The sequence below is a fragment of the Cocleimonas sp. KMM 6892 genome, assembly GCF_035798195.1.
Classification (GTDB): Bacteria; Pseudomonadota; Gammaproteobacteria; order Thiotrichales; family Thiotrichaceae; genus Cocleimonas; species Cocleimonas flava.
Genome location: NZ_JAPFBV010000007.1, coordinates 15,234 through 36,673, shown reverse-complemented (window position 1 = coordinate 36,673; position 21,440 = coordinate 15,234). Strand labels below are relative to the sequence as shown.

Below are 21,440 nucleotides of genomic sequence, written 5' to 3'. Positions count from 1 at the left end.
CAGTTTTGTTTCTTTTTTATAAACTTTTCTTCTTCAATGGGTTACTTAATTAAAAATAAAATTTCAAGGATGAATTATTTTGAGTGATTTTTTACCTTTCGCCTTGCCACTCATTGGTGAGGACGAAATAAATGAAGTTGTAGATACTTTACGATCAGGATGGTTAACAACGGGGCCTAAAACGGCCCAGTTTGAAAAAGACTTTGCTGAGTTTGTTAACGCAAAACATGCGCTAGCGGTAAATTCCGCAACTTCTGGTCTTCATCTTGCATTGGAAGCAGTAGGAGTAGGTCCGGGTGATGTAGTTATTACAACGACTTATACCTTTACCGCTACGGCCGAAGTAATCCGATATTTGGGTGCTGATCCCATTCTTGTCGATATAGACCCCAAAACATTTAATATGAATCCGGAGCTTCTAAGAGAAGCTTTGGAGAGTCACGATAATGTTAAAGCAATCATGCCTGTTCATTTTGCCGGGCAAGCCTGTGATATGGATGCTATTTTAGCGTTGGCAAAGGAGTTCGATGTTAAAGTCGTTGAAGATGCGGCTCATGCGCTTCCCACGACTTATAAAGGGAAAGTTATCGGTTCGCTTTCAGATATTACCGTTTATAGTTTTTATGTCACCAAGACGATTGCAACGGGTGAAGGAGGAATGATTGCCACCGAAAACAAAGACTATCTTTCTCGTATGAAAACCATGCGTTTACATGGCATTAATCGTGATGTATTTGATCGATATACTTCTGATAAACCTTCGTGGTTTTATGAAGTAGTAGAGCCCGGTTACAAGTACAATATGACTGACATCGCTGCGGCTTTGGGAATTCATCAGTTGAAACGAGCTTGCGAGTTTCAGCAACGTCGTGAATGGATGGCAACTCAATACAATCAAGCCTTTTCATCTTTACCTTTAAATACCCCTTATCTTGCACGACCTGAAGATACACATGCCTGGCACTTATATGTGCTCCAACTTGATTTGGACTCAATCACTGTTGATCGTAACCGTTTTATAGAGCTAATGGCCGAAGAGAAAATTGGCACAAGCGTTCACTTCATCCCATTGCACCTACAGCCATACTGGCGCGATCGTTACAATTACAAACAGGAAGATTATCCCGTTGCTTTAGATGTATTTAATAGAGCGGTGAGTTTACCCATTTACCCCAAAATGACTGATGAAGATGTGCAGAATGTTATCGATGCAGTGGTAAATGTTTGTGCCAAAGTTGCTAAATAAAGGAATGTGTAAACATGCTTAGCAAACGTTTATTTGATTTGTTTTTTGTCATTCCAGGTTTGTTAGTTCTGGCTCCTTTTTTGTTGGTAATAGCATTAATCATCAAGTTAAAAGATGGTGGTAATGTCCTGTTTAAGCAAGTGAGAGTGGGAAAGAATGGTAAGCACTTTGATGTCTTAAAATTCAGAACCATGGTTTTGGATGCTGAAAAACTGGGCAACAAAGTAACTACGGGAGATGACCCGCGCATCACGCCTATCGGAAGTGTACTAAGAAAATACAAACTGGATGAACTTCCTCAATTAATCAATGTACTAAAAGGGGAGATGAGTTTGGTCGGTCCCAGGCCTGAAGTGCCTGAATATGTTGAGTTTTATCCAGAAGAAACACGGAGTATCGTGTTATCTGTACCACCTGGCATGACCGATAAGGCATCAATTGAGTTTGTAAACGAAAATGATTTACTAAGTGGATCGGAAGATCCAGTAAGTGATTATAAAAATAAAGTATTGCCGATAAAACTTAAATATTACGTAGAGTATGTAAAAGAACGTTCTTTATGGATGGATTTTAAGCTAATCATCAAAACGGTGATCGCAATTTTTTAGATACTTTTTTAATCTAACTTTCAAATAAACGATTTGAATCCAATACTAATAATTATAAGGCACCTCCCCACTTATAGAGGTTTTTTTGAAAACATAAAATGATAAACGCAGTAAAACAATTCTTTTTAAAGCGAACACGAATGCAAAAGCGTTTATTCATACTTTTGCTCGATGCTTTATTCTTACCCATGCTTCTTTGGGCTTCATTATCATTAGGTAAAAATGAGGTAATGTTCCCACATGCTGGTGAATGGTGGATTTTCCCATTAGCGTTAGCTATTTCATTTCCTGTTTTTATAAACTTTGGCTTGTACCGAGCGGTATTACGTTATTTTCGTAACCAAACGATATCCGCAATTTTACTCTCAACCTTAATAACGACCATTATCTGGGCGATTACGGTGAAAGTGACTGGTATGGCTGATTTGACCAAGTCTGGTGTAATTTTGTATTGGCTAAGCACATTTACATTCATTGCCGGAAGTCGTTTACAGATTCAGCAATGGCTGTATGGGACCAATAACGATAATAAAACATCTAGGAAGCGTGTATACATTTATGGTGCCGGGGAATCAGGTACTAAATTAGCCGCTTTATTAGATGGTGATCCGGCTTATGTCGTAGAAGGTTTCATTGATGATAATGCATCGTTAAGAGGCTGGAATATGCTTGGTTTTGATGTGCAAAGTTATGATAAAACGGCTGCGACATTGATGAATGCTCCAGAAAACACTGAAGTAATTATTGCCATGCCTTCGATAGACAGAGAGGAAAGGCAATTTATCATTGAAAGATTAGAACCCTTTCCGGTAAAGGTACGAATTATTCCTGCGATTGAAGATTTCGCGAGTGGTAATTTTAGAGTATCCGATATCAAAGATATCGATATAGATGATTTATTAGGTCGGGAGCCGGTAAGCCCTGATAAGCAGTTATTGCCTGCGAATATTCATGGTAAAACGGTATTAATCTCAGGAGCAGGAGGTTCGATCGGTTCTGAACTTTGTCGACAGGCGCTTAACTTAAGGCCGAAGAAACTTGTATTGCTCGAGCTGAGTGAGTTTGCCCTCTATAAAATCGAACAAGAACTGAATGAAATTTTGTCATCAATGCATTTCAGTGTGGAAATTGAGAGAGTGTTAGGTTCAAGTGGAGATATAACGTTACTCGATAAGTTGTTTTCGAGAAATGAAATCCAGACGGTTTATCACGCTGCTGCTTATAAACATGTGCCATTGGTTGAAGAGAACTCAGTAGCTGGAATTAAAAACAATGTATTTGGTACTAAAACTTTGGCAGAGAAGTCTTTGGCATCGAAAGTAGAAACATTTATTTTGATCTCTACTGATAAAGCCGTAAGACCGACTAATGTGATGGGGTGTACCAAACGTATAGCGGAGATGGTGTTGCAGTCATTAGCTAATAGCAAAAATTGTGAAACGACTTTTTCTATGGTCAGATTTGGTAATGTTCTGGGCTCATCAGGGTCAGTCGTGCCTAAATTCAGGCAGCAAATAGCGGATGGTGGTCCAATCACTGTTACGCATAAAGAAATAACGCGTTATTTCATGTCAATTCCAGAAGCGGTTCAGCTTGTTATTCAAGCGGGAGCCATGGCTAAAGGCGGTGATGTTTTTGTTTTGGATATGGGTGAATCTGTAAAAATCACTGATCTGGCAACCAAAATGATTAGCTTGGCTGGTCTACAACTTAAAGATCAATATAACCCTGATGGAGACATCGAAGTTAAATATTCTGGTTTGCGTCCGGGTGAGAAATTATATGAAGAGTTGCTAATTGGCGATAATGTAAGTGGTACAAAACATAGTCGCATAATGCAGGCAAATGAAGAGTTTTTAAGTAAATCCCAGTTGGAAGTTCTTCTGAAAAACTTACAAAATACCTTAACTGACGATAACCTTGATGAGATTAAAAAATCACTAACCAAGATCGTAAGTGGCTATACACCTTGGGAAAACACTGCAAATAACGACTCAGCCATCAGCAATGATGACAAGGGTAAAGTGATTCCTATAAAGAAAAGTTACCCTGTGTAACTGAATGTTCAGAAAAAACGAGTCACATTTTTCTGTGTGCTCGTTCTCGTAAGATGTTCCATCTATCCCTATTCTTTAAACTATAGTCGGTAATAGCTGTATATAAAACAGGGCTATCGTATTGTTCATCTTATGATAAAAGGTGATTTACAATGCGTGCTGATTGGTCAGAATAAACCATTATACTCTGAACTAGTAAGTACTCTAAGAGGGCAGGAAGCCCATTTTAGATTTAAACAGGTAGATAACTCCAAGAGAGCTATCATCAATAGTCTCAAGCGCTTGAGAAGCGCAAGTCTTGTGTTTATATCTGATGATGTACCATTCTCGTTGGAGAGTTTGTCTGATCTTGTCTGGCAATATGCCTCTGACAGTATCATTGTTATTCTGACGAAGAAGACACAATCTCTTTCTTTGAAGACACCTTATGATAATACTCAAATATCAAAGCTTCACTTCGACAAAGATAAAAAAGAAACTATTCTACAGCTCCAGTTTCTCCTTCAAACTGCCTTTATAAAATCAGACTTCAGGAAGTGTAAAACACTACTGGGTATTTCTGAAAAACGTTGCCAGTGGCTGGTAGATTCTAGTCGAGAAGCGATTGCTTTTATTTCTAGAGATCTCCACCTTTATGCGAATAGGACGTATCTCAATCTGTTTTATTTAGATTCTGTTCAAGAGTTGAGATCGATTGCAGTTAGAGATTTCATTCTGGAAGATGAGCATCGTCTGTTTGATGGATTTCAACATTCTCAATTAAGAAATGCGGACCTGAATCATTCATTGGTCTTAACCATGAAAAAGAAAAATGGAGCAACGTTCAGAGCCAATACCTATCTGATTCCCACAGTCTACAAAAGTAAAAAATGTTTCCAGCTTTGGGTCCGGGTAATGGGCAATTTAGAAACATCTGATGAGGTGAACTTAAGTGATTTTCCGGAAACAAAAGGTGCAAAAGTCAGTCAGAATCAAAAGAAACCAATACAAGAAAGCAAAGAACCACCTAACCCTTTTGAGGTTTTATTAAAAGACAAAACAGAAGGTAGTGCTGAGGATATGAATACCAAACAAAAAAAGACGTATACACCTGTGAGTTTATTAAAAGGCATCATTAATCGAGAAGAAGCTGTTATTAAAACAACTAGCCTGAAGCGATTAAAGAAAAACGAACTGAAGTTCGATAAATTTGACACACATTATTTGCTGTCTTTAAAAGTCCCCATCGCTCAGAAAAAAGGTGTTGATGATATTCTGCAGGATCTCTCTGGTGCACGTTCACAAGAGGTTTGTTCCATCTTCTGGGATAAAGTAAAACTCACTCGGTTGTTACAAATTCTACTCAAAAAAAGGAATGTTGAGCCTAACCTGATTGTCAGATTAAACGGTGCATCTGTGGCTGATGAGCAATTTCTAGCATGGTTAATACCAGGATTGCGAAGAATAGGTGCCAAGTCGTCTCATATTACTTTTTTGGTGCCATCCCAAGTGAACGAAAAGCAAGCCAAGTCCGCAATTGTATTTGCCAATAAAGTTCGCGCTTATAATTGTCAAATAGCTTTAGAGGGCTTTGTCGTCTCTAAAGAATCCGTCCAGTTATTAAAAAGAATACATCCTGAAATGGTTTCTTTGTCATTACCTTGGACAAGACAGATTCAAGGCAATGAGCGTAAAGAAATTGGCTTAAGTAGTTTAATCAGACAGCTTGAAACTAAAGATATTAAAGTTATTGCACCCTGTGGGTTTAGCAGAGACATGAAAAAACTTTTCGTCCTGTCAGGTGCTTCCTTCTGTCATGAAAGCTCTACTAAGTATGGTTAATAATTGTACAATTAACATGTAACGTATTTTCATCTGGCTTAATACTAATTAAGTGTTGGCGCATTTTCTGTTTAATAACTAAAATAATACAAGTGAATCAACTATTTAAATTAAAAATTTCTATGAAAAACCCTCTCAAAGTAGGGGGGTGTCCATGAACTTATCAATTCGAGTAATCGATACAGATACTGGTTTTAGAAGTATTCAAAAAGAATGGGATGTCTTGTATGAAAATTGCGATAAGGCTGGCATTTTTTCTAGTTGGGACTGGATGCATACCTGGTGGGAAGTATTTAGTAAAAATCTAAAAACCGAGCTGTTCATTATTTGTTTATATGATGAAGACTCACTCGTCGGCATTGCGCCATTTCATATTGTGTCTTCATTTCCGAAGTCCTGGATTCAAGGTAAAACACTGTGTTTTATTGGGTCTGGTGAAGAGAAGAAAGATATGATTGTAACCCAGTTTAACGACTTTATCGTTGCTGCTGGTTACGAAGATCAAATGGTAGATCAAATCTCTGATTACCTTGAAAACACCATTAGTAACTGGAGTTTTGCCGACTTTGAATTTCTTCTAAAAGACTCGTTAATTGCCAAATGTTTTTCCTCGGTAAACAGTAAAATCATAAAAGACGAAGTAGATTATGGTGTCCGATTTACTGTTTCGGGAATGGCAGATTTCGAGCAATACAAATCTAAAATGGGTAAACGCTGGAGAAAAATGTATGCAAAAAAAAGTCGCATACTATCCAGAGATGGTGAAGTTACAACGAGAAATACTGATGATTTACAGTCAATTGATGAATCATTCGAATTGCTCTCAAAAATGCATAGTTCACGCTGGAATGATAGAGCAAAGCTAAATATCTTTGATTCACCGCTTTTTAAAGAGTTTCATTTGGAAGCATTAAAGCGTCTAGTTCCAAAGCAAAAAGCATTCATCAAAACACTGTATTTGGATGAGAAGCCACTAGCAACATATTACTGCTTTGTAGATAAAGGCGTGATTCATTATTACCAGAGTGGATTTTATTCCGAGAATGCGAATCGTTATTCGCCTTTATTTATTCTGGTGTGTAATGAAATTGGTGAAGCGATAAAAAATAAGCAGGTGTTTGATTTTATGTTTTCTGATGCGGGAGATTCTTATAAAAAGGAACAATATGCCGCAGAGACTGAGCCAATGTATCGATTAAGGTGGTCACCCCATAAATACCGATTTACCCTTTTTAATATCGCTAAATTTATTCAGTTGAAAATACTTAAAGTTGATTGAGTAACGATAAATAAATGAACAATAAGACAAATACAGTCACAAAATAACTAAAAATAATATAAAGAGAAAATTATGCACATCGTACATGTAATAGAGCCAATGGAACATGGTGTTTTCATCTGGGTAGTAGATATGTCAAACCGTTTAGTAGAAGACGGTTATAAGGTAACGGTTCTACATTCTATACGTGAGCATACTCCTCCAAACTGGCGAGAAATGTTTGATCCGCGTGTGGAGTTAATACATGTGCAAATGAGCCGCTCAATTGACCCTGTGATGGATGTTAAAGCACTGATAGGCCTTACTAAAAATATCAAACGTATTAATCCGGATATTATTCATACGCATTCCTCTAAAGGTGGTTTTTTAGCCAGAGCTGCAGGATTTATGCTGAGAAAAAATAAGCGATTACTCTACACTTCACATGCGATTCATTACCCCTTAATTGAACAACCAGTAAAGCGAAAACTGTATAAATATTTTGAGCATATTGGTTATTGGTTAGGCGGAACAATCGTGGCTTGTGGAAAAGAGGAATATGAAATTATTCGCAAAGACATAACCAACGGTAGTGGAAAACGTTTAATCCGAATTAGTAACGGTATTGATACTGTTCAATTAACACCTAAAGACTATTCAGTTAAAAACGATAAGGTTAAGATTGGAGTTGTAGGTCGAATTTCTTTGCAAAAAGCCCCATGGATTTTTGCAGCTATTGCTGACAAAGTTAATAAAAAAAGAAACGATGTCGAATTTATCTGGATTGGCGGTGGAGAAAAAGATGATGTTGAGATGCTCAATAAAGCAGGTGTTGAAGTCACGGGTATGCTTGATAGAAGTGACGCATTAAAGTTGATTCCATCTCTGGATATTTACTTTCAGACCTCAGCCTATGAAGGGCTGTCTCTAGCTTTACTAGAAGCGCAGGCTTCAGGTATTCCAGCAATAGTAACAAAGATCCCAGGTAATGATGAAGTGGTCCAACATGGTGTAACAGGTTATGTTGGAGAGGACGAAGAAGCTCTAATGACTCATCTGGAAGAATTAATTGATTCACCAGAAAAAAGAGAAGAAATGGGACGTAACTCAAAAGAACATACTGAAGAACACTTTTCTCTAACAGCGATGGCGGATCAATACAAAGCGGAATATCAAAAAATGGTCGATGCTAATAGTTAAATAGGAGCTCTGTTTAATAACCAAGAAAGCCTAGTTCGGTTAGAGACTATATAGAAATTTTTTATTAACATACTAAGCAGACATAAAAAAACACCCATATGGGTGTTTTTTTATGTCTGCTTAGTATGTGTTGCTTCTTTCGTCTTATTAAGAGAAAGAGGTTTTAGCAACAATATTGTCATGACCAATTCCAGAATGATCGTGCTCAATATCATCTAAGTTACTCTTGGTATTCTGTGGAATAGATGACGATGACTCGCTGTAATATTCTTGTTCAAAAGATGTAAATTTATAATCGGTGAACAGTCTGTGTAATTTCTTTTCAACCGTGTTTCTGCCAACAAACTGAGAAAGTCTCCACTTTAAAGGTATGTGTTTACCTTCGCCTTTAATTGCAGCAAGCTCTTCTGTATCAATTTCATAAGGATGCATATAGAACACAGCACGATCTTGATTCAGTTTTTTGCTTAAATGTTTGGTAAGGAAATAGGGTGTTACTCTGAAATATCCGCCGCCAAAAAATGGAAGTTTAGAATTTCCTATTTTCATATAGCTCAAGTAATGTTCATTTAGATGATACTTGTTAAATATCTTTAAAGAATATTCTTTCTCAATTCCATACTTGATCACTTTCATTGGAAACAATGAAGAGTCATATTTTAAACCATTCTCTGCAAGGGCTTCACAATACCACTCGAAAAGATATTCACGAATGGAAAAATCAGGCGCACGAAAACCAATGACTTTCTTGCCAACGGTGTCTTCAAGAAGCTTTACAGAATTGCCGACATCTTTCTTAACTTGCTTCGGTGAAAGGTTAAAAATTGAATGGTGATGATAGCCATGAGAGGCTACTTCGTGTCCAGCATCTGCAATTCTTCTAACAAGATTAGGGTGTTTTTCGGCAACATTTCCTAAAATGAAAAATGTTCCTTTTTGCTCGTATTCGTCGAGCAAATCTAATATGCGCGATGTGCTGTTCAGGACACGATCAGATACAGGATTATTATTATCCAGTACCGACTGAGTCCAGTCTTCGACATCTATTGAGTAAATCATATTCACTACCTAATTTTTATTTTTAATGTGTACGTTTGCATGATAAACATATCTACTGTTGACTTGGTTTTAATCCACTTTAATGGTCTAGTATTAACGATGAAGTGCATTTCATTTGTTATAAAATGCAAATTGCTATTTATCTTGTTAATTAGCTTAATCCCTAAGTAAAGTGGAAATCTATAGTACATATTGGTTAAGTATCCGTTTTTCTTTCGTTTTATCTATACATCATGTATTCTTCGCAGCTGTTGAAGAACAGGGTGTTATGGATAAATCATTCTTAAAACCTAAGCTATTACGTAATATTTACGTTAGCTAATTGTTCATATATCGGGGTGTAGCGCAGTCTGGTAGCGCACCACACTGGGGGTGTGGTGGTCGTCAGTTCGAATCTGGCCACCCCGACCAATTCTCACGATAAATATGTCTCCTAAACCTGAAATCCATCTTTCTATTCCAGCTTTATTTGAGCCATTGGAATTGTGGAAGAAAGGTCTCAAGTTCGAAGTAACTTCCGATTACCTCTCTTTGCTTCTTATATCTTTAGAGTTTGTCGACGTACAAAAGGTTCAAGGGCTTTCTGCTTGTTTTTTTAGCAATTTAGGTTGGAAAGATACAGAAATTCCTGCGGCATATTTTAGGGCTTCAATTCATCCTGATCACGCTCTACGCTCTTCTCTAATTCAAGGCAAAAAAAATATAATGTGTGCTGATCCTGTGCACTTTGAAGTTGGCATGAAAGATGTCACTCTAACCCAAACAATATGTGACCTGACTGAAGCCGATGCTAAAGAGATCTTAGCCTTACTCAATCAGTATTTTCATACCGATGGGTTGCAGTTTTTGTATGGTAGTAACCAGTATTGGTATGTCCTATTTCCAAGCAGTGAAGTTATCGAAACAACTCCTCTGGAAGATGTTCTCAATAAAAATATTATTGCTTCTTTACCTTTCAGCGAGCAACGAAACTGGCAGCAAATACAAAATGAAATTCAAATGATATTGCATAGTTCTGAAGTTAATAAACGAAGAGAAATGGCAGGATTAATACCCTTGAATAGCTTGTGGTTTTGGGGCGGTGGAAAGCCAAAAAAAATCAAAACAGAGTATGAAAAAGTATTCTCAAGTGATGAAGACCATAAGTCTGAAATACAAGGAAAAATGCTGGCACAAGCGGTCGATTGCAAGTGGCATAAATTACCTTCAGATGGAAATGCGTTATTAACTCAGATACGAAATAGAGTGGGTAAATATTTCGTGCTCTTAGATCGGTTGCAACAGCCAGTAAGAGAAGAAAACCTGGATGCTTATCAGAATGTATTAACCCAAATTGACGAGGATTATATAAAGCCTTTGATGCAAGCGTGGAAAAGTAATCAAATAGATTTGGTGCTTGATGCTGCTGATGGGAGCCGTATCCGCCCAATTAAACCTTCTGTTTTGAAATTCTGGAAGAAACCACGATCACTTTCCGAAGTAGCCGTGATGATAAATCAACAAAAGATGATGTTAGGGAAGAACTAATATGAAATTAGTACAGAGAGAGAGCAGCGGAAAAATTTCTGGAGAAGGTTTAGGGGCTGACTTACTAACCCGAGTTCTTTCTAAACGTGGCATAAACTCTGAAAGCGAACTGAGTATTGAACTCAAGCAACTACACCCCATTTCATCGTTATTAGGCATTGATCCCGCTGTTAAGATACTTGTAGATGCCTTTTTGCAAAAACAGAATATTCTGATAGTCGGTGATTTTGATGCAGATGGTGCAACAGCTACTGCTGTAGCGGTTAAAGCTTTTAAGATTCTAGGTTATCCCGGTCAGGTAGATTATTTAGTGCCTAATCGGTTTGAATATGGTTACGGTTTAACGCCCGAAATTGTCAAAGATGCTCAACGCTTTGCTCCTGATATTATCATTACTGTGGATAACGGTATTTCAAGTATCGAAGGTGTTGCCGAAGCTAAAAAATATGGTAATAAAGTCATCATCACCGACCATCATTTACCAGGTAAAAAAACACCTGATGCAGAAGCTATTATCAATCCGAATCAAAAAGGTGATGATTTTCCATCAAAGAATCTGGCAGGTGTAGGCGTTATTTTTTACATGATGTTAGCGCTCAAGAAAGCGCTGACTGAACTGGGATACTTTATAAAAAATGATCACCTGAAGCCGGATTTGATTAACTTATTAGATCTGGTTGCCTTAGGTACCGTTGCTGATGTCGTTCCTTTAGATCAAAACAATAGAATTTTAGTGGAACAAGGCTTGCGTAGAATGAGGAGTGGTGTTGCCTGTGAAGGCATTCAGGCCTTATTCCGAATTGCCAAACGCAATATCCGTAGTGCGGTAAGTTCAGATTTAGGTTTTGCCTGTGGCCCAAGATTAAATGCTGCCGGTCGTTTAGATGATATGTCTTTAGGTATCGAATGTTTATTGAGTGAAGATGCTAGTCATGCGATGGAAATAGCTGAAGCTTTAGATGATTTAAACGTTGAGCGCCGTGCGATAGAAGACGGTATGAAGGCAGAAGCCCTGGCCGCATTGGAAGAACTAAACCTGGATGAATTAACAGGCAATATTCCGCCTGTGATCTGCCTTTACAATCCGTCGTGGCATCAAGGGGTTATTGGCATACTGGCTGCAAGAATTAGGGAAAAATACCATCGACCTACAGTGATTTTTGCTCCTGCTGATGATCATGATCCAGATAATAGCGACATCAAAGGCTCAGCCAGATCCATCCCCACCATTCATATTCGAGATACGTTTGATGAGGTTGCTTCTGGTAATCCGGGTTTACTCGATAAGTTTGGTGGCCACGCTATGGCAGCAGGTCTGACACTCGATGTCTCCAATTTAGAAGGATTCAAGAAAGCTATTTGTGAGATCGTTGCAAGGCATGCAGATGATGAAACATTCGAAGAAATTCATTACAGCGATGGTGAATTAGAGGCAGATGATTTTCAGTTAAAACATGCAGATCAGTTACGTTTTGCCGTGCCGTGGGGGCAACATTTTCCAGCCCCTGCGTTTGATAATAAATTCATCATTGTGAATAAACGTATACTCAAAGAAAAACATCTGAAGATGGTATTGAAACCTATAAGTGTCGATTCAGATGGTGTCTTTAATCAAGGTCGAACCGTCGATGCCATAGCCTTTAATATTGATGTAAATAGCTGGCCGGCCGAAGGCGATGAAGTGCATTTATTGTACCGATTGGAAGTGAACGAGTTTAGAGATACCTGTTCGTTGCAATTGATGGTTGAGAAACTTTTATAAAAAGAAATGCGGTAGCTAAGCCAGCTTTTTAATTTCTTGCTCCAATAATTGAATAGCGCCCTCAGCATTTATATGAAAGTCATTAAATAAGACCTTTCCTTCAGGTGAAATTAGTACCGCCCATGGTGTACCGCCAGAGCGATAATCCATCATGGTTTTAGGATGTCCATGAGATTTCGGGTCTCCTGCATCATGCCCAAACACGATATCAAGTTCATAGCGTTTTTGGATTTCCCGCATTTTATCTGACGTGTTTACCGTATGACCTTCAAAGGTGGTTTGAATCGCTATAGCGGTAAAGTGTTCGCTACCTTTAAACGCGTCTGAAATCTTTTTCAATGTAGGAAAGCCGTGTGCATGACATCCGGGGCACCATGACTGCCAAAATTCCATAAACACATACTTGCCCTGATGGTCAGCCAGTTTGAACGAGGTAGATTTTCCTGATCCATCAATCCAGTCAGAAATTTTAAGCTCAGGGGCTAGCTTTCCGGCAATGCCATAATTATGCTTTTTAGCGGCAAATACAGTTGTTGGCAGTATTGGTAGTAATAGCGCAGCGGCACCCGCTTTAATAACGCTTCGACGAATATGGCTAATATCTTTCATGTTTCAAATGGTATCTAGTGTTGAGTTCTTGGGTTCTATACGTTGTATTGCCATTTTAAGATGCAGTTATAAGTCGTAAGTAAAAAACAGCTTAAATACACGTAAAAATCTGTTTTTGGACAATCTGCGAACTAGGTTATTGAATGTGTTATGAGATATCTGGTCTTATTCACTTAATCCGCTTATAGTGTCTTTGCGTAGCAAATTTACGGTATTGGCTAGTTGCGTTTTCTCATTTTCTGGAATAATCGCATGAAACCTGTTCGCATTCGCTTTCAAACCTACGAGTTTGGTTCTTTAGATATTCACGTCAAATCATTACGTGATAAACAACAATTTTTAGACAGCTTTGGTGAAGCCGAAGGTATGGGGATTTCCCCTTCTCAATGGCCCTTATTTGGCGTTGTTTGGGAATCGAGTGAAGTACTTGCTGAAAAAATGATGGAGTACGATATTAAAGGTAAGCGTATTCTTGAAATTGGTTGTGGAATGGCTCTTTCAAGCCTTTTATTAAATTCACGTGATGCAGATATAACGGCTACGGACTACCACCCGGAAGTCGCTTCATATCTGGCCGACAATGTAAAACTCAACAATGGTAATCAGATTCCTTTTTTGCGAACCGGTTGGGAAAATTCTGATGATCATGCCTTAGGCGAATTTGATGTGTTAATAGGTGCCGACTTGCTTTATGAAAAGCAACACATCAAATTGTTGACAGACTTTATTCACCGCCATAGTAAACCTGAGTGTGAAGTGATCATCGTTGATCCCGGTCGCGGCCATCACGCACCTTTCAGTAAGAGAATGGTCGAACTCGGCTATTCACATAGCCAGTACAAACCGCAATATATTAACCCGCTAAGGCAGGCTTTCAAGGGACAGGTTCTCACTTATATACGATGAGCATTTCAAATGTATTTGAAATGCTCCTTTCTTATCATGGTGCTTTTATGACTGGTTTAATCTATGAAGTTTTAGAGTTAGGTTTAACGCGACGTCCAACCATTCTCGATAGCTTTCCGTCCTTGTCCATAAACTGATGTTTAATTGCGCCCAGTGAATGCAATAAAATAAAGAATATAAGCACTTTGCTACCCAGCCCATGAATGGTGTGCCCTATATTAGCAAAGGTTTCATTTTTATCTCCGGCGGCTATCACTTCCAATCCAAAAAATGAAATCGCATGCCCACCACCTGCAGACATCATGACACCAGAAATTGGCATCATCACCGTAGCAATAATTAAAAACCAGTGGGTAAATTTAGCTGAAAATTCCTGCCAGTTTGGCATCTCACTCAAAGGTTGAGGGAATTTGTTCTTGATGCGCCATAAAATGCGCGCAGTTGCCAATACAAATATAATGATACCGAATGATTTGTGCAGGTCCAACAAACTAAATTTATCGGGACCCCTAGGGAGATCTTCGATATAAAGACCGAACGCCAGCATCGCAATCATGCCGACGGCGATTATCCAATGGAAGCCGATAGTAAGTGGGCTGAATTTTTCAAATGTATCTCGCATATCTATATCTCGTTAGTAATTTTGCGCAAGAATAGAGCAAAATTGTTTAGAGAATAATTACATTTACATTACTTTACATATAAGTGCGTGTTGCGTTTCCTGAAGAGGGAGTTGAAAGGGTAACTTATAGATTTTAATTGCTTATGGGATTTTACCAATAGCTCGTTTTTCCAGAGGTGTTTGAATGTGGATTAATTATTTTTTGTGGGTGGCTTTATATTAATCACTTTCATTTTTCCTGCAGGAATAACATTGAGATCAGAAAAAGGAATCATCACACGTAAAAACTCTAAATCTTTCTGTGCTTCATAGGTCACAGTTAACTCTGGGTCAGCTTCTTTCAATGTATTGTATTTGTCTAAAATATCTTCAGTTGTCGTCACCGTTTCTTCGTTATTTTTATAAGTAAGAAGGAAGTCCTTTTCCCTAACAAAAATATTTAATGAAGCATCAGGGTCAATATCTTTTATTTCGGATAACTTGATGGGAGGAGTATCGAAAGTAGTTAAATGCTCAAATTGTTTATACAAGTAAACAGCAACATAACTAATCAATATTAAAACGAGAAGTGCGATGATTGTTTTAGCCGATTTTGTCATTTGAGTATTTGATGATTTGTTTGTCGGTATTCTAGTGTGATTACGACGCTAAGGTGCTTTATTTTTTATTGAGTAAGTAAAAGTGATTAATATTAAATAAGATAAAAAAGTGCATAAAAGTAGGGGGGTGACTTTTTTAAATCCTTCCCCCTATTTATAAGTATTTTTTGATTCAAATTGAATTAATCTGCAGCGTGATAACTTAGAATCTTTTCTACTTCATTCTTAGAGCCCATAATCACAGGTACACGCTGATGCGGGTCGCCATTGGGTTGTACTTCCATAATTCTGCCGTACCCCGTATTTGCAGCTCCCCCAGCTTGTTCGACGATCATTGCCATGGGGTTGCCTTCGTAAAGTAAACGCAACTTGCCGCCCACTTCACGATTACGTTCGTCAATCGGATAAAGAAAAACGCCACCACGACAGAGGATTCGATGAATCTCGCCAACCATTGCTGCCACCCAGCGCATGTTATAGCGTTTCCCCAGTGGGCCTTCTTCGCCTTGATTGCAGTCTTCGATGTACTTTTGAACGGGCGCTTCCCAGAAGCGCTGATTAGATGAATTAATTGCATACTCTGATGTGTCAGAAGGGATTTCCATGTTTGGATGGGTAAGGATGAATTCACCAATCGATGAACACAATGTAAAACCATTTACGCCGTTACCTGTGGTTAATACCATCATGGATGATGGTCCGTATAAACAGTAACCAGCTGCGACTTGTTCTGTGCCCGGTTGGGCGAAATCTTCCGCTGTTGGGTTTTCTTTATCTGTCGGTGCTCTTAATACAGAGAAGATTGCACCAACATCCATATTGATATCCATATTCGATGAGCCATCTAATGGATCGAAGGTAACCAGATATTTTCCTCGTGGCTTTCCTTCTGGAAGGGTGAGTATCTCATCGAGCTCTTCGGATGCCATACCCGCGCAATGACCATTGTTTTCTAGCGCGTCGATAAACAGGTCGTTGGCGATTAAGTCCATTTTCTTTTGTACATCGCCCATTGCGTTTTCACTTTTGGTGGCACCGAGTACACCAGCCAGGTCTCCCTGATTGACAAGGTTTGCAATGCTCTTGCAGGCAATAGTGATGTCATTGAGTAAACCGGTAAATTGGCCGCTGGCTTTATTGCCAAGTTTTCGCTGTTCGTCGATGATGAATGATGACAGTGTTATTCCAAGTTTTTTCATGACGCACCCACTAGAAATATAAATGACTAAGATTAACAAAATACATGAGTTGTTAACATACCTATTATTAAAGATGCATTTTACTAAAAAGGTCTATTTATTCGCTTCTGGCTTATCACCTCGATACAGCGCTTGAAACAAGGCTGTGTCGGCTTGAGGTGTTTGTTTTGCTTAATTATTGGATGAAAAGCACGTAAAAAAAGTAGCGAGTTTGTAAAATCCTCGGTATCCTCCAATTCCCCTAACTATTCGCGTCATTTGGATAAAAGGTTTTAGATACATTTTTAAAAATACGCGTAGATCTATGCAAGAACAATACAACCATAAAGACATCGAACCTACAGTACAACAAATGTGGGAAGATAAAAAACTCTTCGAAGTCACCGAAGATCCTGATAAAGAAAAATTCTATTGCCTTTCTATGTTTCCTTACCCAAGCGGTAAATTACACATGGGGCATGTGCGAAATTACACCATAGGCGATGTAATCTCGCGCTTTCAGCGTATGCAGGGTAAAAATGTATTACAACCTATGGGTTGGGATGCGTTTGGTTTGCCTGCAGAAAACGCTGCAATCAAAAATAATGTACCTCCAGCAGCCTGGACGGATGCAAATGTCGCAGAAATGGGCGCACAACTCAGAACGATGGGTTTTGCCTATGACTGGTCACGCGAACTAGCAACCTGTAAGCCTGATTATTATCGCTGGGAACAATGGTTCTTCCTGCGTTTGTTGGAAAAAGGTCTGGTTTATCGCAAGAAGGCAACAGTTAACTGGGACCCTGTTGACAATACAGTGCTGGCGAATGAGCAGGTCGTAGATGGTCGCGGTTGGCGTTCGGGCGCTTTAGTCGAGCAACGCGAAATTGATCAGTGGTTCTTGAAAATTACGGCTTATGCCGATGAGCTTTTAGAAGATGTTCGTCAATTAGAAAACTGGCCACAACAAGTTCGCACGATGCAGGAAAACTGGATCGGTCGTTCTAAGGGTGTGGAACTTGAATTCGAATTAGCGGATGCAGAGGAAGACTCCAAAAGTAAAACAGAAGAAAAGATTTCTGTATTTACAACGCGTCCAGATACCTTGATGGGAGTGACTTATTTAGCCGTTGCTCCTCAACATCATTTGGCAGAGCGAGCAGCGGTAGAAAACCCTGAGTTGGCAGCATTCATCGAAGAATGTAAAAACATGAAAACCGCCGAAGCCGATATGGCGACGATGGAAAAGAAGGGTATTGATACTGGTTTGTTTGCGGTTCATCCAATCACGGGTGAAAACGTGCCAGTGTGGGTCGCTAACTTTGTATTGATGAGTTATGGCTCGGGCGCAGTTATGTCTGTACCTGCTCATGATGTGCGCGATTGGGAATTTGCTAAAGCCTACAAACTACCTATCACTCAGGTAATAACCTCTGAAAATGAGACAGTAGCGAGCAATCTGAATATTGATGAAGAGGCATTCACTGAGAAGGGTGTGCTGATTAATTCAGATCAATTCGATGGTTTGACTTCAGAAGAAGCTTCAGACGCAATCGCTGACTTCTTGCAAGAAGAGAAAAAAGGGCGCAAAACCGTCAATTACCGTTTACGTGACTGGGGTGTTTCTCGTCAACGTTATTGGGGTTGTCCGATTCCCATTATCTACTGTGATGATTGTGGTGCTGTTCCTGTACCTGATGAAGATCTACCCGTGGAATTGCCGACTGATATCGTTTTCGATGAAAGTGGTGCATCACCAATTAAAAATATGCCTGAGTTTTATGAAACGCGTTGCCCTACTTGTGGCAAAGGTGCGACTCGTGAAACGGATACATTTGATACCTTCTTTGAGTCATCATGGTATTACGCAAGATATACCGGACCAGATAATGATAAATCGATGCTGGATGAGCGTGCGGATTACTGGTTACCAGTTGATCAATACGTAGGTGGTATCGAGCATGCAGTGCTTCATCTTTTATACGCGCGTTTCTTCAATAAACTAATGCGTGATGAAGGTTTAGTGGAATGCGATGAGCCATTTACTAATTTGTTAACCCAAGGCATGGTACTTGCGGATACTTATTATGTAGAAGGTGAGAGTGGCGGTCAGGAATGGATAGCGCCAAAAGACATCGAAATCGAACGTAACTCGAAAGGTAAAATACTCGGTTATAAAGACGATCAAGGTCGTGAAGCGGTTTCTTCTGGCATGAGTAAAATGTCGAAGTCGAAGAATAACGGTGTAGATCCACAGGAGCTCATCGAAAAATTCGGTGCTGATACCTTACGTGTGTTCTCGATGTTCGCATCTCCCCCCGATCAGAGTATGGAATGGTCAGACACTGGTGTTGAAGGCGCTAATCGTTTTATTAAGCGTTTGTGGCGTCAGGTGTATGTGCATTTAGAAAACCGCCCATTAACTGATTTGGACACTGATGATTTAACTGACGTTCAACAGGAAATGCGTCGCAAGACATACAATACCTTGCAAAAAGTAACGGATGATATGTCGCGTCGTTTCACTTTCAATACGGCGATTGCTGCGAATATGGAATTGCTGAATGATCTATTCAAATTCCATGAAGACAGTGATCAGGGTCGTGCAGTTAGACAAGAAACACTCGAGTTAATCGTCTTGATGCTTGCGCCCATTATGCCGCATGCTTGTCAAAAGCTATGGGAAATCCTGGGCAAAGAAAGCGTATTGATGGACGAGTCATGGCCAGAAATGGATGAAGCTGCTCTGGAGCAAAGCAAAATTCAGATGATGATTCAAATCAACGGTAAATTACGTGGCAAGGTCGATGTTGCTGTGGATGCCGATGAAGCTGATATAAAAGCCTTAGCAATGGAAAATGAGAACGTTAAAGGTTTTCTCGAAGATCTTACAGTACGTAAAGTAATCGTGGTTAAAGGCCGATTAATTAACATTGTGGCTAACTAGTCAGAAACTATGAATACTTCATTCCTTAAAACGCCATCTGACTTTCTCTTTAAGAAAAAGCGGATGGCGTTTTTCGTTATGCTTGCTTCATGGTTGTTACTTGCGTCTATGTTGCAAGGGTGTAGCGGTAATGGTTTTCATCTACGCAATAATGTAGATTTACCCATTCAGTATCAAAATATAGCATTGGAAGGATTACCTGTTGATAGTGACTTTTCAGAGGTGTTTGAAGAGGCGTTAGAAAATGCTGGTGGGAACCTTATAACAGAGGGTGAAGATAGCACTTCCACTAAAAGCATTATTCGTTTTAAAAATTATAAGCTGGATAAACGCGTTGTTGCCTATGATAGTGATCTGGAAGTCAGAGAATATTTGTTATACCTCAAATTCAATTATGAGGTAGCCATTGTTGATGGCAAAGCCATTAAAAGTAAAAAATCTAAAGGCTCAGCATCTAAAAGTACCGTATCTAAAAGTACAAAAACAAAAGAAAAGAAGTTACCCATACGTCGAATCAATATCGACAAGTCTTACCTGTATGACTCAGATTACGCCTTGGGCAAAGCAGAAGAAGAAAAGCTCGTGAAAAAGAAGCTGTATCAGGAAGCTTCCCGTTTGATTTTATTGCAACTACAGTATGCAAAATAAATACTATTCTTGAGCAGTCTTTACTCTGCTTATACCTGATTTACCAAAATTCCTGATTACCTATTCGTGTCAATATGCCTGTTGTAAGTAACAGTCTGGGTGAAAGTCTACCCTGTGAAATTAAATTAATACGCCAGATACGAAAAAACCCCTGCTTGAATCAACAAACAGGGGTTTTAAGAGGGAGAGAGAGTCTTTAGTTTAAAACTTACTTTCTGCCGCTTACAACATCGTATTGAGTATCAACTGTAGGTGCGTCGTAGCGTACTTTGTCAGAAGATGATGCGTTGCTAACTACTGTCTTTGCTTCTAATTCTGCGAAAACAGTTTGATCTTTGTCTTGTCCAGCAAAAGCAGTTTGACCTGCAAAAAGAGCTGAAAGTAGAGTTGCTGTGATGATTGCTTTAGTGTTCATGTTTAATGTCCTTAAATTTTGTTTGAATAAATATTCGTAATTTATTGAAAGTTTTTTTGGGTTTATTTTCTGCCACTTACTACATCGTACTGCGTATCAGATGTAGGTGCGTCATAACGTACTTTGTCAGAAGATGATGTGTTGCTAACTACTGTCTTTGCCTCTAATTCTGCGTAAACAGTTTGATCTTTATCTTGACCTGCAATTGCAGATTGACCTGCAAATAATGCTGTAAGTAATGTTCCTGCGATGATTGCTTTAGTTTGAGTTTTCATAATTTTTTTACCTTTAAATTTGGTTAGTGTTTACTATTTTTTGTTGAAGACTTGTTTGTCTGTGTCTTGGCTCTAGTAACGCAGTAATATTTTTTTTGGATTCAAAATATTCTAAAAATATTTTTTTAAATTCTGAAACATCGTTGAAAACAAATGAGATAGGGCTAGATTCTATAAATGATCTTCTATTATTAAGTTATTGTTTTTAAATTACTATTTTGTGTTTTCTTTTTGCTGGAAGCTTTAGTTTGTATTGAATGAAGAGACTGAAAAAACAGAACATAAATAATATTTAATTATTTTAAAAAAGTTATATTTGTTAATTTACTCAGTAAATTTGGTGGCTGTTTTATAAAAACTCAGTGGCGGATGAAATTAAATTCGCTGATAAATGCATGAAACGAAACTTGCCAAGAACTAGATGAGAGTCGCCAATACAATCTCGCCAGTAAAATAAAGTCGTTATCGAGTAAAAAGCCTTTAACACGTAAACTGTCGCTAACAAATAAGAAGTCGTTAACAGATAAGAAGTCGTTAACAGATAAGAAGTCGTTAACAGATAAAAGTATCGTTAATAAGAAACACCAATATTAATTAAACTAAAAAAACTGCCCCAAAGTAGGGGGGTGGCTAAAGAAGTATCTAAACCTCATTTTTATCTGGATTTGGACTATCCTACTAATAACTGGAAGAAACTATGCTA

General features: G+C 38.7%; 18 protein-coding genes and 1 tRNA gene. 12 read left to right on the top strand and 7 right to left on the bottom strand.

The genetic code is table 11. The features are described 5' to 3' along the window. The first annotated feature begins 79 nt into the window (after window positions 1-79). The 6 genes from OO007_RS17770 to OO007_RS17745 all read left to right on the top strand — a co-directional run bounded on the left by OO007_RS17770 (window position 80) and on the right by OO007_RS17745 (window position 8,190). On the top strand, window positions 80-1,246 hold the full coding sequence (locus OO007_RS17770; protein WP_325809818.1) for a DegT/DnrJ/EryC1/StrS family aminotransferase: 1,167 nt from the start codon (window positions 80-82) through the stop codon (window positions 1,244-1,246). A gap of 14 nt (window positions 1,247-1,260) precedes the next feature. Then, entirely contained in the window at window positions 1,261-1,854 is a 594-nt protein-coding gene (locus OO007_RS17765) for a sugar transferase (RefSeq protein WP_325809817.1), read from the top strand. A gap of 140 nt (window positions 1,855-1,994) precedes the next feature. Next, window positions 1,995-3,911: a polysaccharide biosynthesis protein gene (locus OO007_RS17760; protein WP_165874582.1), complete on the top strand. Its 1,917-nt coding sequence runs from the start codon at window positions 1,995-1,997 to the stop codon at window positions 3,909-3,911. Between the two features lie 300 nt (window positions 3,912-4,211). Continuing rightward, window positions 4,212-5,732 (top strand): EAL domain-containing protein, encoded by a 1,521-nt coding sequence (locus OO007_RS17755; RefSeq protein ID WP_325809816.1) that lies wholly within the window; start codon window positions 4,212-4,214, stop codon window positions 5,730-5,732. 154 nt (window positions 5,733-5,886) lie between these two features. Next, the gene (locus OO007_RS17750) at window positions 5,887-7,011 is read left to right on the top strand and encodes a GNAT family N-acetyltransferase (RefSeq protein ID WP_325809815.1); all 1,125 of its coding nucleotides are present in this window, start codon (window positions 5,887-5,889) and stop codon (window positions 7,009-7,011) included. A gap of 72 nt (window positions 7,012-7,083) precedes the next feature. Then, window positions 7,084-8,190: a glycosyltransferase gene (locus OO007_RS17745; protein ID WP_325809814.1), complete on the top strand. Its 1,107-nt coding sequence runs from the start codon at window positions 7,084-7,086 to the stop codon at window positions 8,188-8,190. A 147-nt stretch (window positions 8,191-8,337) separates the two neighbouring features. Here OO007_RS17745 and OO007_RS17740 read toward each other — a convergent pair whose 3' ends face one another. Continuing rightward, window positions 8,338-9,249, bottom strand: coding sequence for a polysaccharide deacetylase family protein (locus tag OO007_RS17740; protein WP_131903873.1), 912 nt, complete (start codon window positions 9,247-9,249; stop codon window positions 8,338-8,340). 334 nt (window positions 9,250-9,583) lie between these two features. Between OO007_RS17740 and OO007_RS17735 the strand changes: the two genes are divergently transcribed. The 3 genes from OO007_RS17735 to recJ all read left to right on the top strand — a co-directional run bounded on the left by OO007_RS17735 (window position 9,584) and on the right by recJ (window position 12,538). Beyond that, window positions 9,584-9,660 (top strand) — tRNA-Pro (locus OO007_RS17735). Between the two features lie 15 nt (window positions 9,661-9,675). Next, the gene (locus OO007_RS17730) at window positions 9,676-10,776 is read left to right on the top strand and encodes a hypothetical protein (protein ID WP_325809813.1); all 1,101 of its coding nucleotides are present in this window, start codon (window positions 9,676-9,678) and stop codon (window positions 10,774-10,776) included. 1 nt (window position 10,777) lies between these two features. Beyond that, a complete protein-coding gene (recJ, locus tag OO007_RS17725; RefSeq protein ID WP_325809812.1) occupies window positions 10,778-12,538 on the top strand; it encodes a single-stranded-DNA-specific exonuclease RecJ in 1,761 nt (586 codons plus the stop codon). Window positions 12,539-12,553: 15 nt separating this feature from the next. On the opposite strand, the gene OO007_RS17720 is transcribed toward recJ, so the two are convergent. Beyond that, a complete protein-coding gene (locus tag OO007_RS17720) occupies window positions 12,554-13,147 on the bottom strand; it encodes a peroxiredoxin family protein (protein ID WP_325809811.1) in 594 nt (197 codons plus the stop codon). A 252-nt stretch (window positions 13,148-13,399) separates the two neighbouring features. Between OO007_RS17720 and OO007_RS17715 the strand changes: the two genes are divergently transcribed. After that, window positions 13,400-14,053, top strand: coding sequence for a class I SAM-dependent methyltransferase (locus OO007_RS17715; RefSeq protein ID WP_325809810.1), 654 nt, complete (start codon window positions 13,400-13,402; stop codon window positions 14,051-14,053). 61 nt (window positions 14,054-14,114) lie between these two features. Here OO007_RS17715 and OO007_RS17710 read toward each other — a convergent pair whose 3' ends face one another. The 3 genes from OO007_RS17710 to OO007_RS17700 all read right to left on the bottom strand — a co-directional run bounded on the left by OO007_RS17710 (window position 14,115) and on the right by OO007_RS17700 (window position 16,473). Beyond that, entirely contained in the window at window positions 14,115-14,675 is a 561-nt protein-coding gene (locus OO007_RS17710) for a cytochrome b (protein WP_325809809.1), read from the bottom strand. A gap of 191 nt (window positions 14,676-14,866) precedes the next feature. Then, window positions 14,867-15,274, bottom strand: coding sequence for a hypothetical protein (locus OO007_RS17705; protein WP_325809808.1), 408 nt, complete (start codon window positions 15,272-15,274; stop codon window positions 14,867-14,869). Window positions 15,275-15,456: 182 nt separating this feature from the next. Beyond that, entirely contained in the window at window positions 15,457-16,473 is a 1,017-nt protein-coding gene (locus tag OO007_RS17700) for a class 1 fructose-bisphosphatase (RefSeq protein ID WP_325809807.1), read from the bottom strand. 304 nt (window positions 16,474-16,777) lie between these two features. Between OO007_RS17700 and leuS the strand changes: the two genes are divergently transcribed. Beyond that, complete coding sequence (leuS, locus tag OO007_RS17695) at window positions 16,778-19,399, top strand: leucine--tRNA ligase (RefSeq protein WP_325809806.1); 2,622 nt, start codon at window positions 16,778-16,780, stop codon at window positions 19,397-19,399. A 9-nt stretch (window positions 19,400-19,408) separates the two neighbouring features. Further along, a complete protein-coding gene (locus OO007_RS17690; RefSeq protein ID WP_325809805.1) occupies window positions 19,409-20,047 on the top strand; it encodes an LPS-assembly lipoprotein LptE in 639 nt (212 codons plus the stop codon). Between the two features lie 208 nt (window positions 20,048-20,255). Here OO007_RS17690 and OO007_RS17685 read toward each other — a convergent pair whose 3' ends face one another. After that, a complete protein-coding gene (locus tag OO007_RS17685; RefSeq protein ID WP_325809804.1) occupies window positions 20,256-20,462 on the bottom strand; it encodes a hypothetical protein in 207 nt (68 codons plus the stop codon). Window positions 20,463-20,524: 62 nt separating this feature from the next. Beyond that, window positions 20,525-20,737: a hypothetical protein gene (locus OO007_RS17680; protein ID WP_325809803.1), complete on the bottom strand. Its 213-nt coding sequence runs from the start codon at window positions 20,735-20,737 to the stop codon at window positions 20,525-20,527. Window positions 20,738-21,440 lie beyond the last annotated feature (703 nt).

Coding starts and splice junctions, on each gene's coding strand:
- recJ (WP_325809812.1), top strand. CDS start 10,778: ATGAAATTAGTACAGAGAGAGAGCAGCGGAAAAATTTCTGGAGAAGGT.
- leuS (WP_325809806.1), top strand. CDS start 16,778: ATGCAAGAACAATACAACCATAAAGACATCGAACCTACAGTACAACAA.
- OO007_RS17765 (WP_325809817.1), top strand. CDS start 1,261: ATGCTTAGCAAACGTTTATTTGATTTGTTTTTTGTCATTCCAGGTTTG.
- OO007_RS17690 (WP_325809805.1), top strand. CDS start 19,409: ATGAATACTTCATTCCTTAAAACGCCATCTGACTTTCTCTTTAAGAAA.
- OO007_RS17710 (WP_325809809.1), bottom strand. CDS start 14,675: ATGCGAGATACATTTGAAAAATTCAGCCCACTTACTATCGGCTTCCAT.
- OO007_RS17750 (WP_325809815.1), top strand. CDS start 5,887: ATGAACTTATCAATTCGAGTAATCGATACAGATACTGGTTTTAGAAGT.
- OO007_RS17720 (WP_325809811.1), bottom strand. CDS start 13,147: ATGAAAGATATTAGCCATATTCGTCGAAGCGTTATTAAAGCGGGTGCC.
- OO007_RS17715 (WP_325809810.1), top strand. CDS start 13,400: ATGAAACCTGTTCGCATTCGCTTTCAAACCTACGAGTTTGGTTCTTTA.
- OO007_RS17705 (WP_325809808.1), bottom strand. CDS start 15,274: ATGACAAAATCGGCTAAAACAATCATCGCACTTCTCGTTTTAATATTG.
- OO007_RS17680 (WP_325809803.1), bottom strand. CDS start 20,737: ATGAAAACTCAAACTAAAGCAATCATCGCAGGAACATTACTTACAGCA.
- OO007_RS17700 (WP_325809807.1), bottom strand. CDS start 16,473: ATGAAAAAACTTGGAATAACACTGTCATCATTCATCATCGACGAACAG.
- OO007_RS17740 (WP_131903873.1), bottom strand. CDS start 9,249: ATGATTTACTCAATAGATGTCGAAGACTGGACTCAGTCGGTACTGGAT.
- OO007_RS17685 (WP_325809804.1), bottom strand. CDS start 20,462: ATGAACACTAAAGCAATCATCACAGCAACTCTACTTTCAGCTCTTTTT.
- OO007_RS17730 (WP_325809813.1), top strand. CDS start 9,676: ATGTCTCCTAAACCTGAAATCCATCTTTCTATTCCAGCTTTATTTGAG.
- OO007_RS17760 (WP_165874582.1), top strand. CDS start 1,995: ATGCAAAAGCGTTTATTCATACTTTTGCTCGATGCTTTATTCTTACCC.
- OO007_RS17745 (WP_325809814.1), top strand. CDS start 7,084: ATGCACATCGTACATGTAATAGAGCCAATGGAACATGGTGTTTTCATC.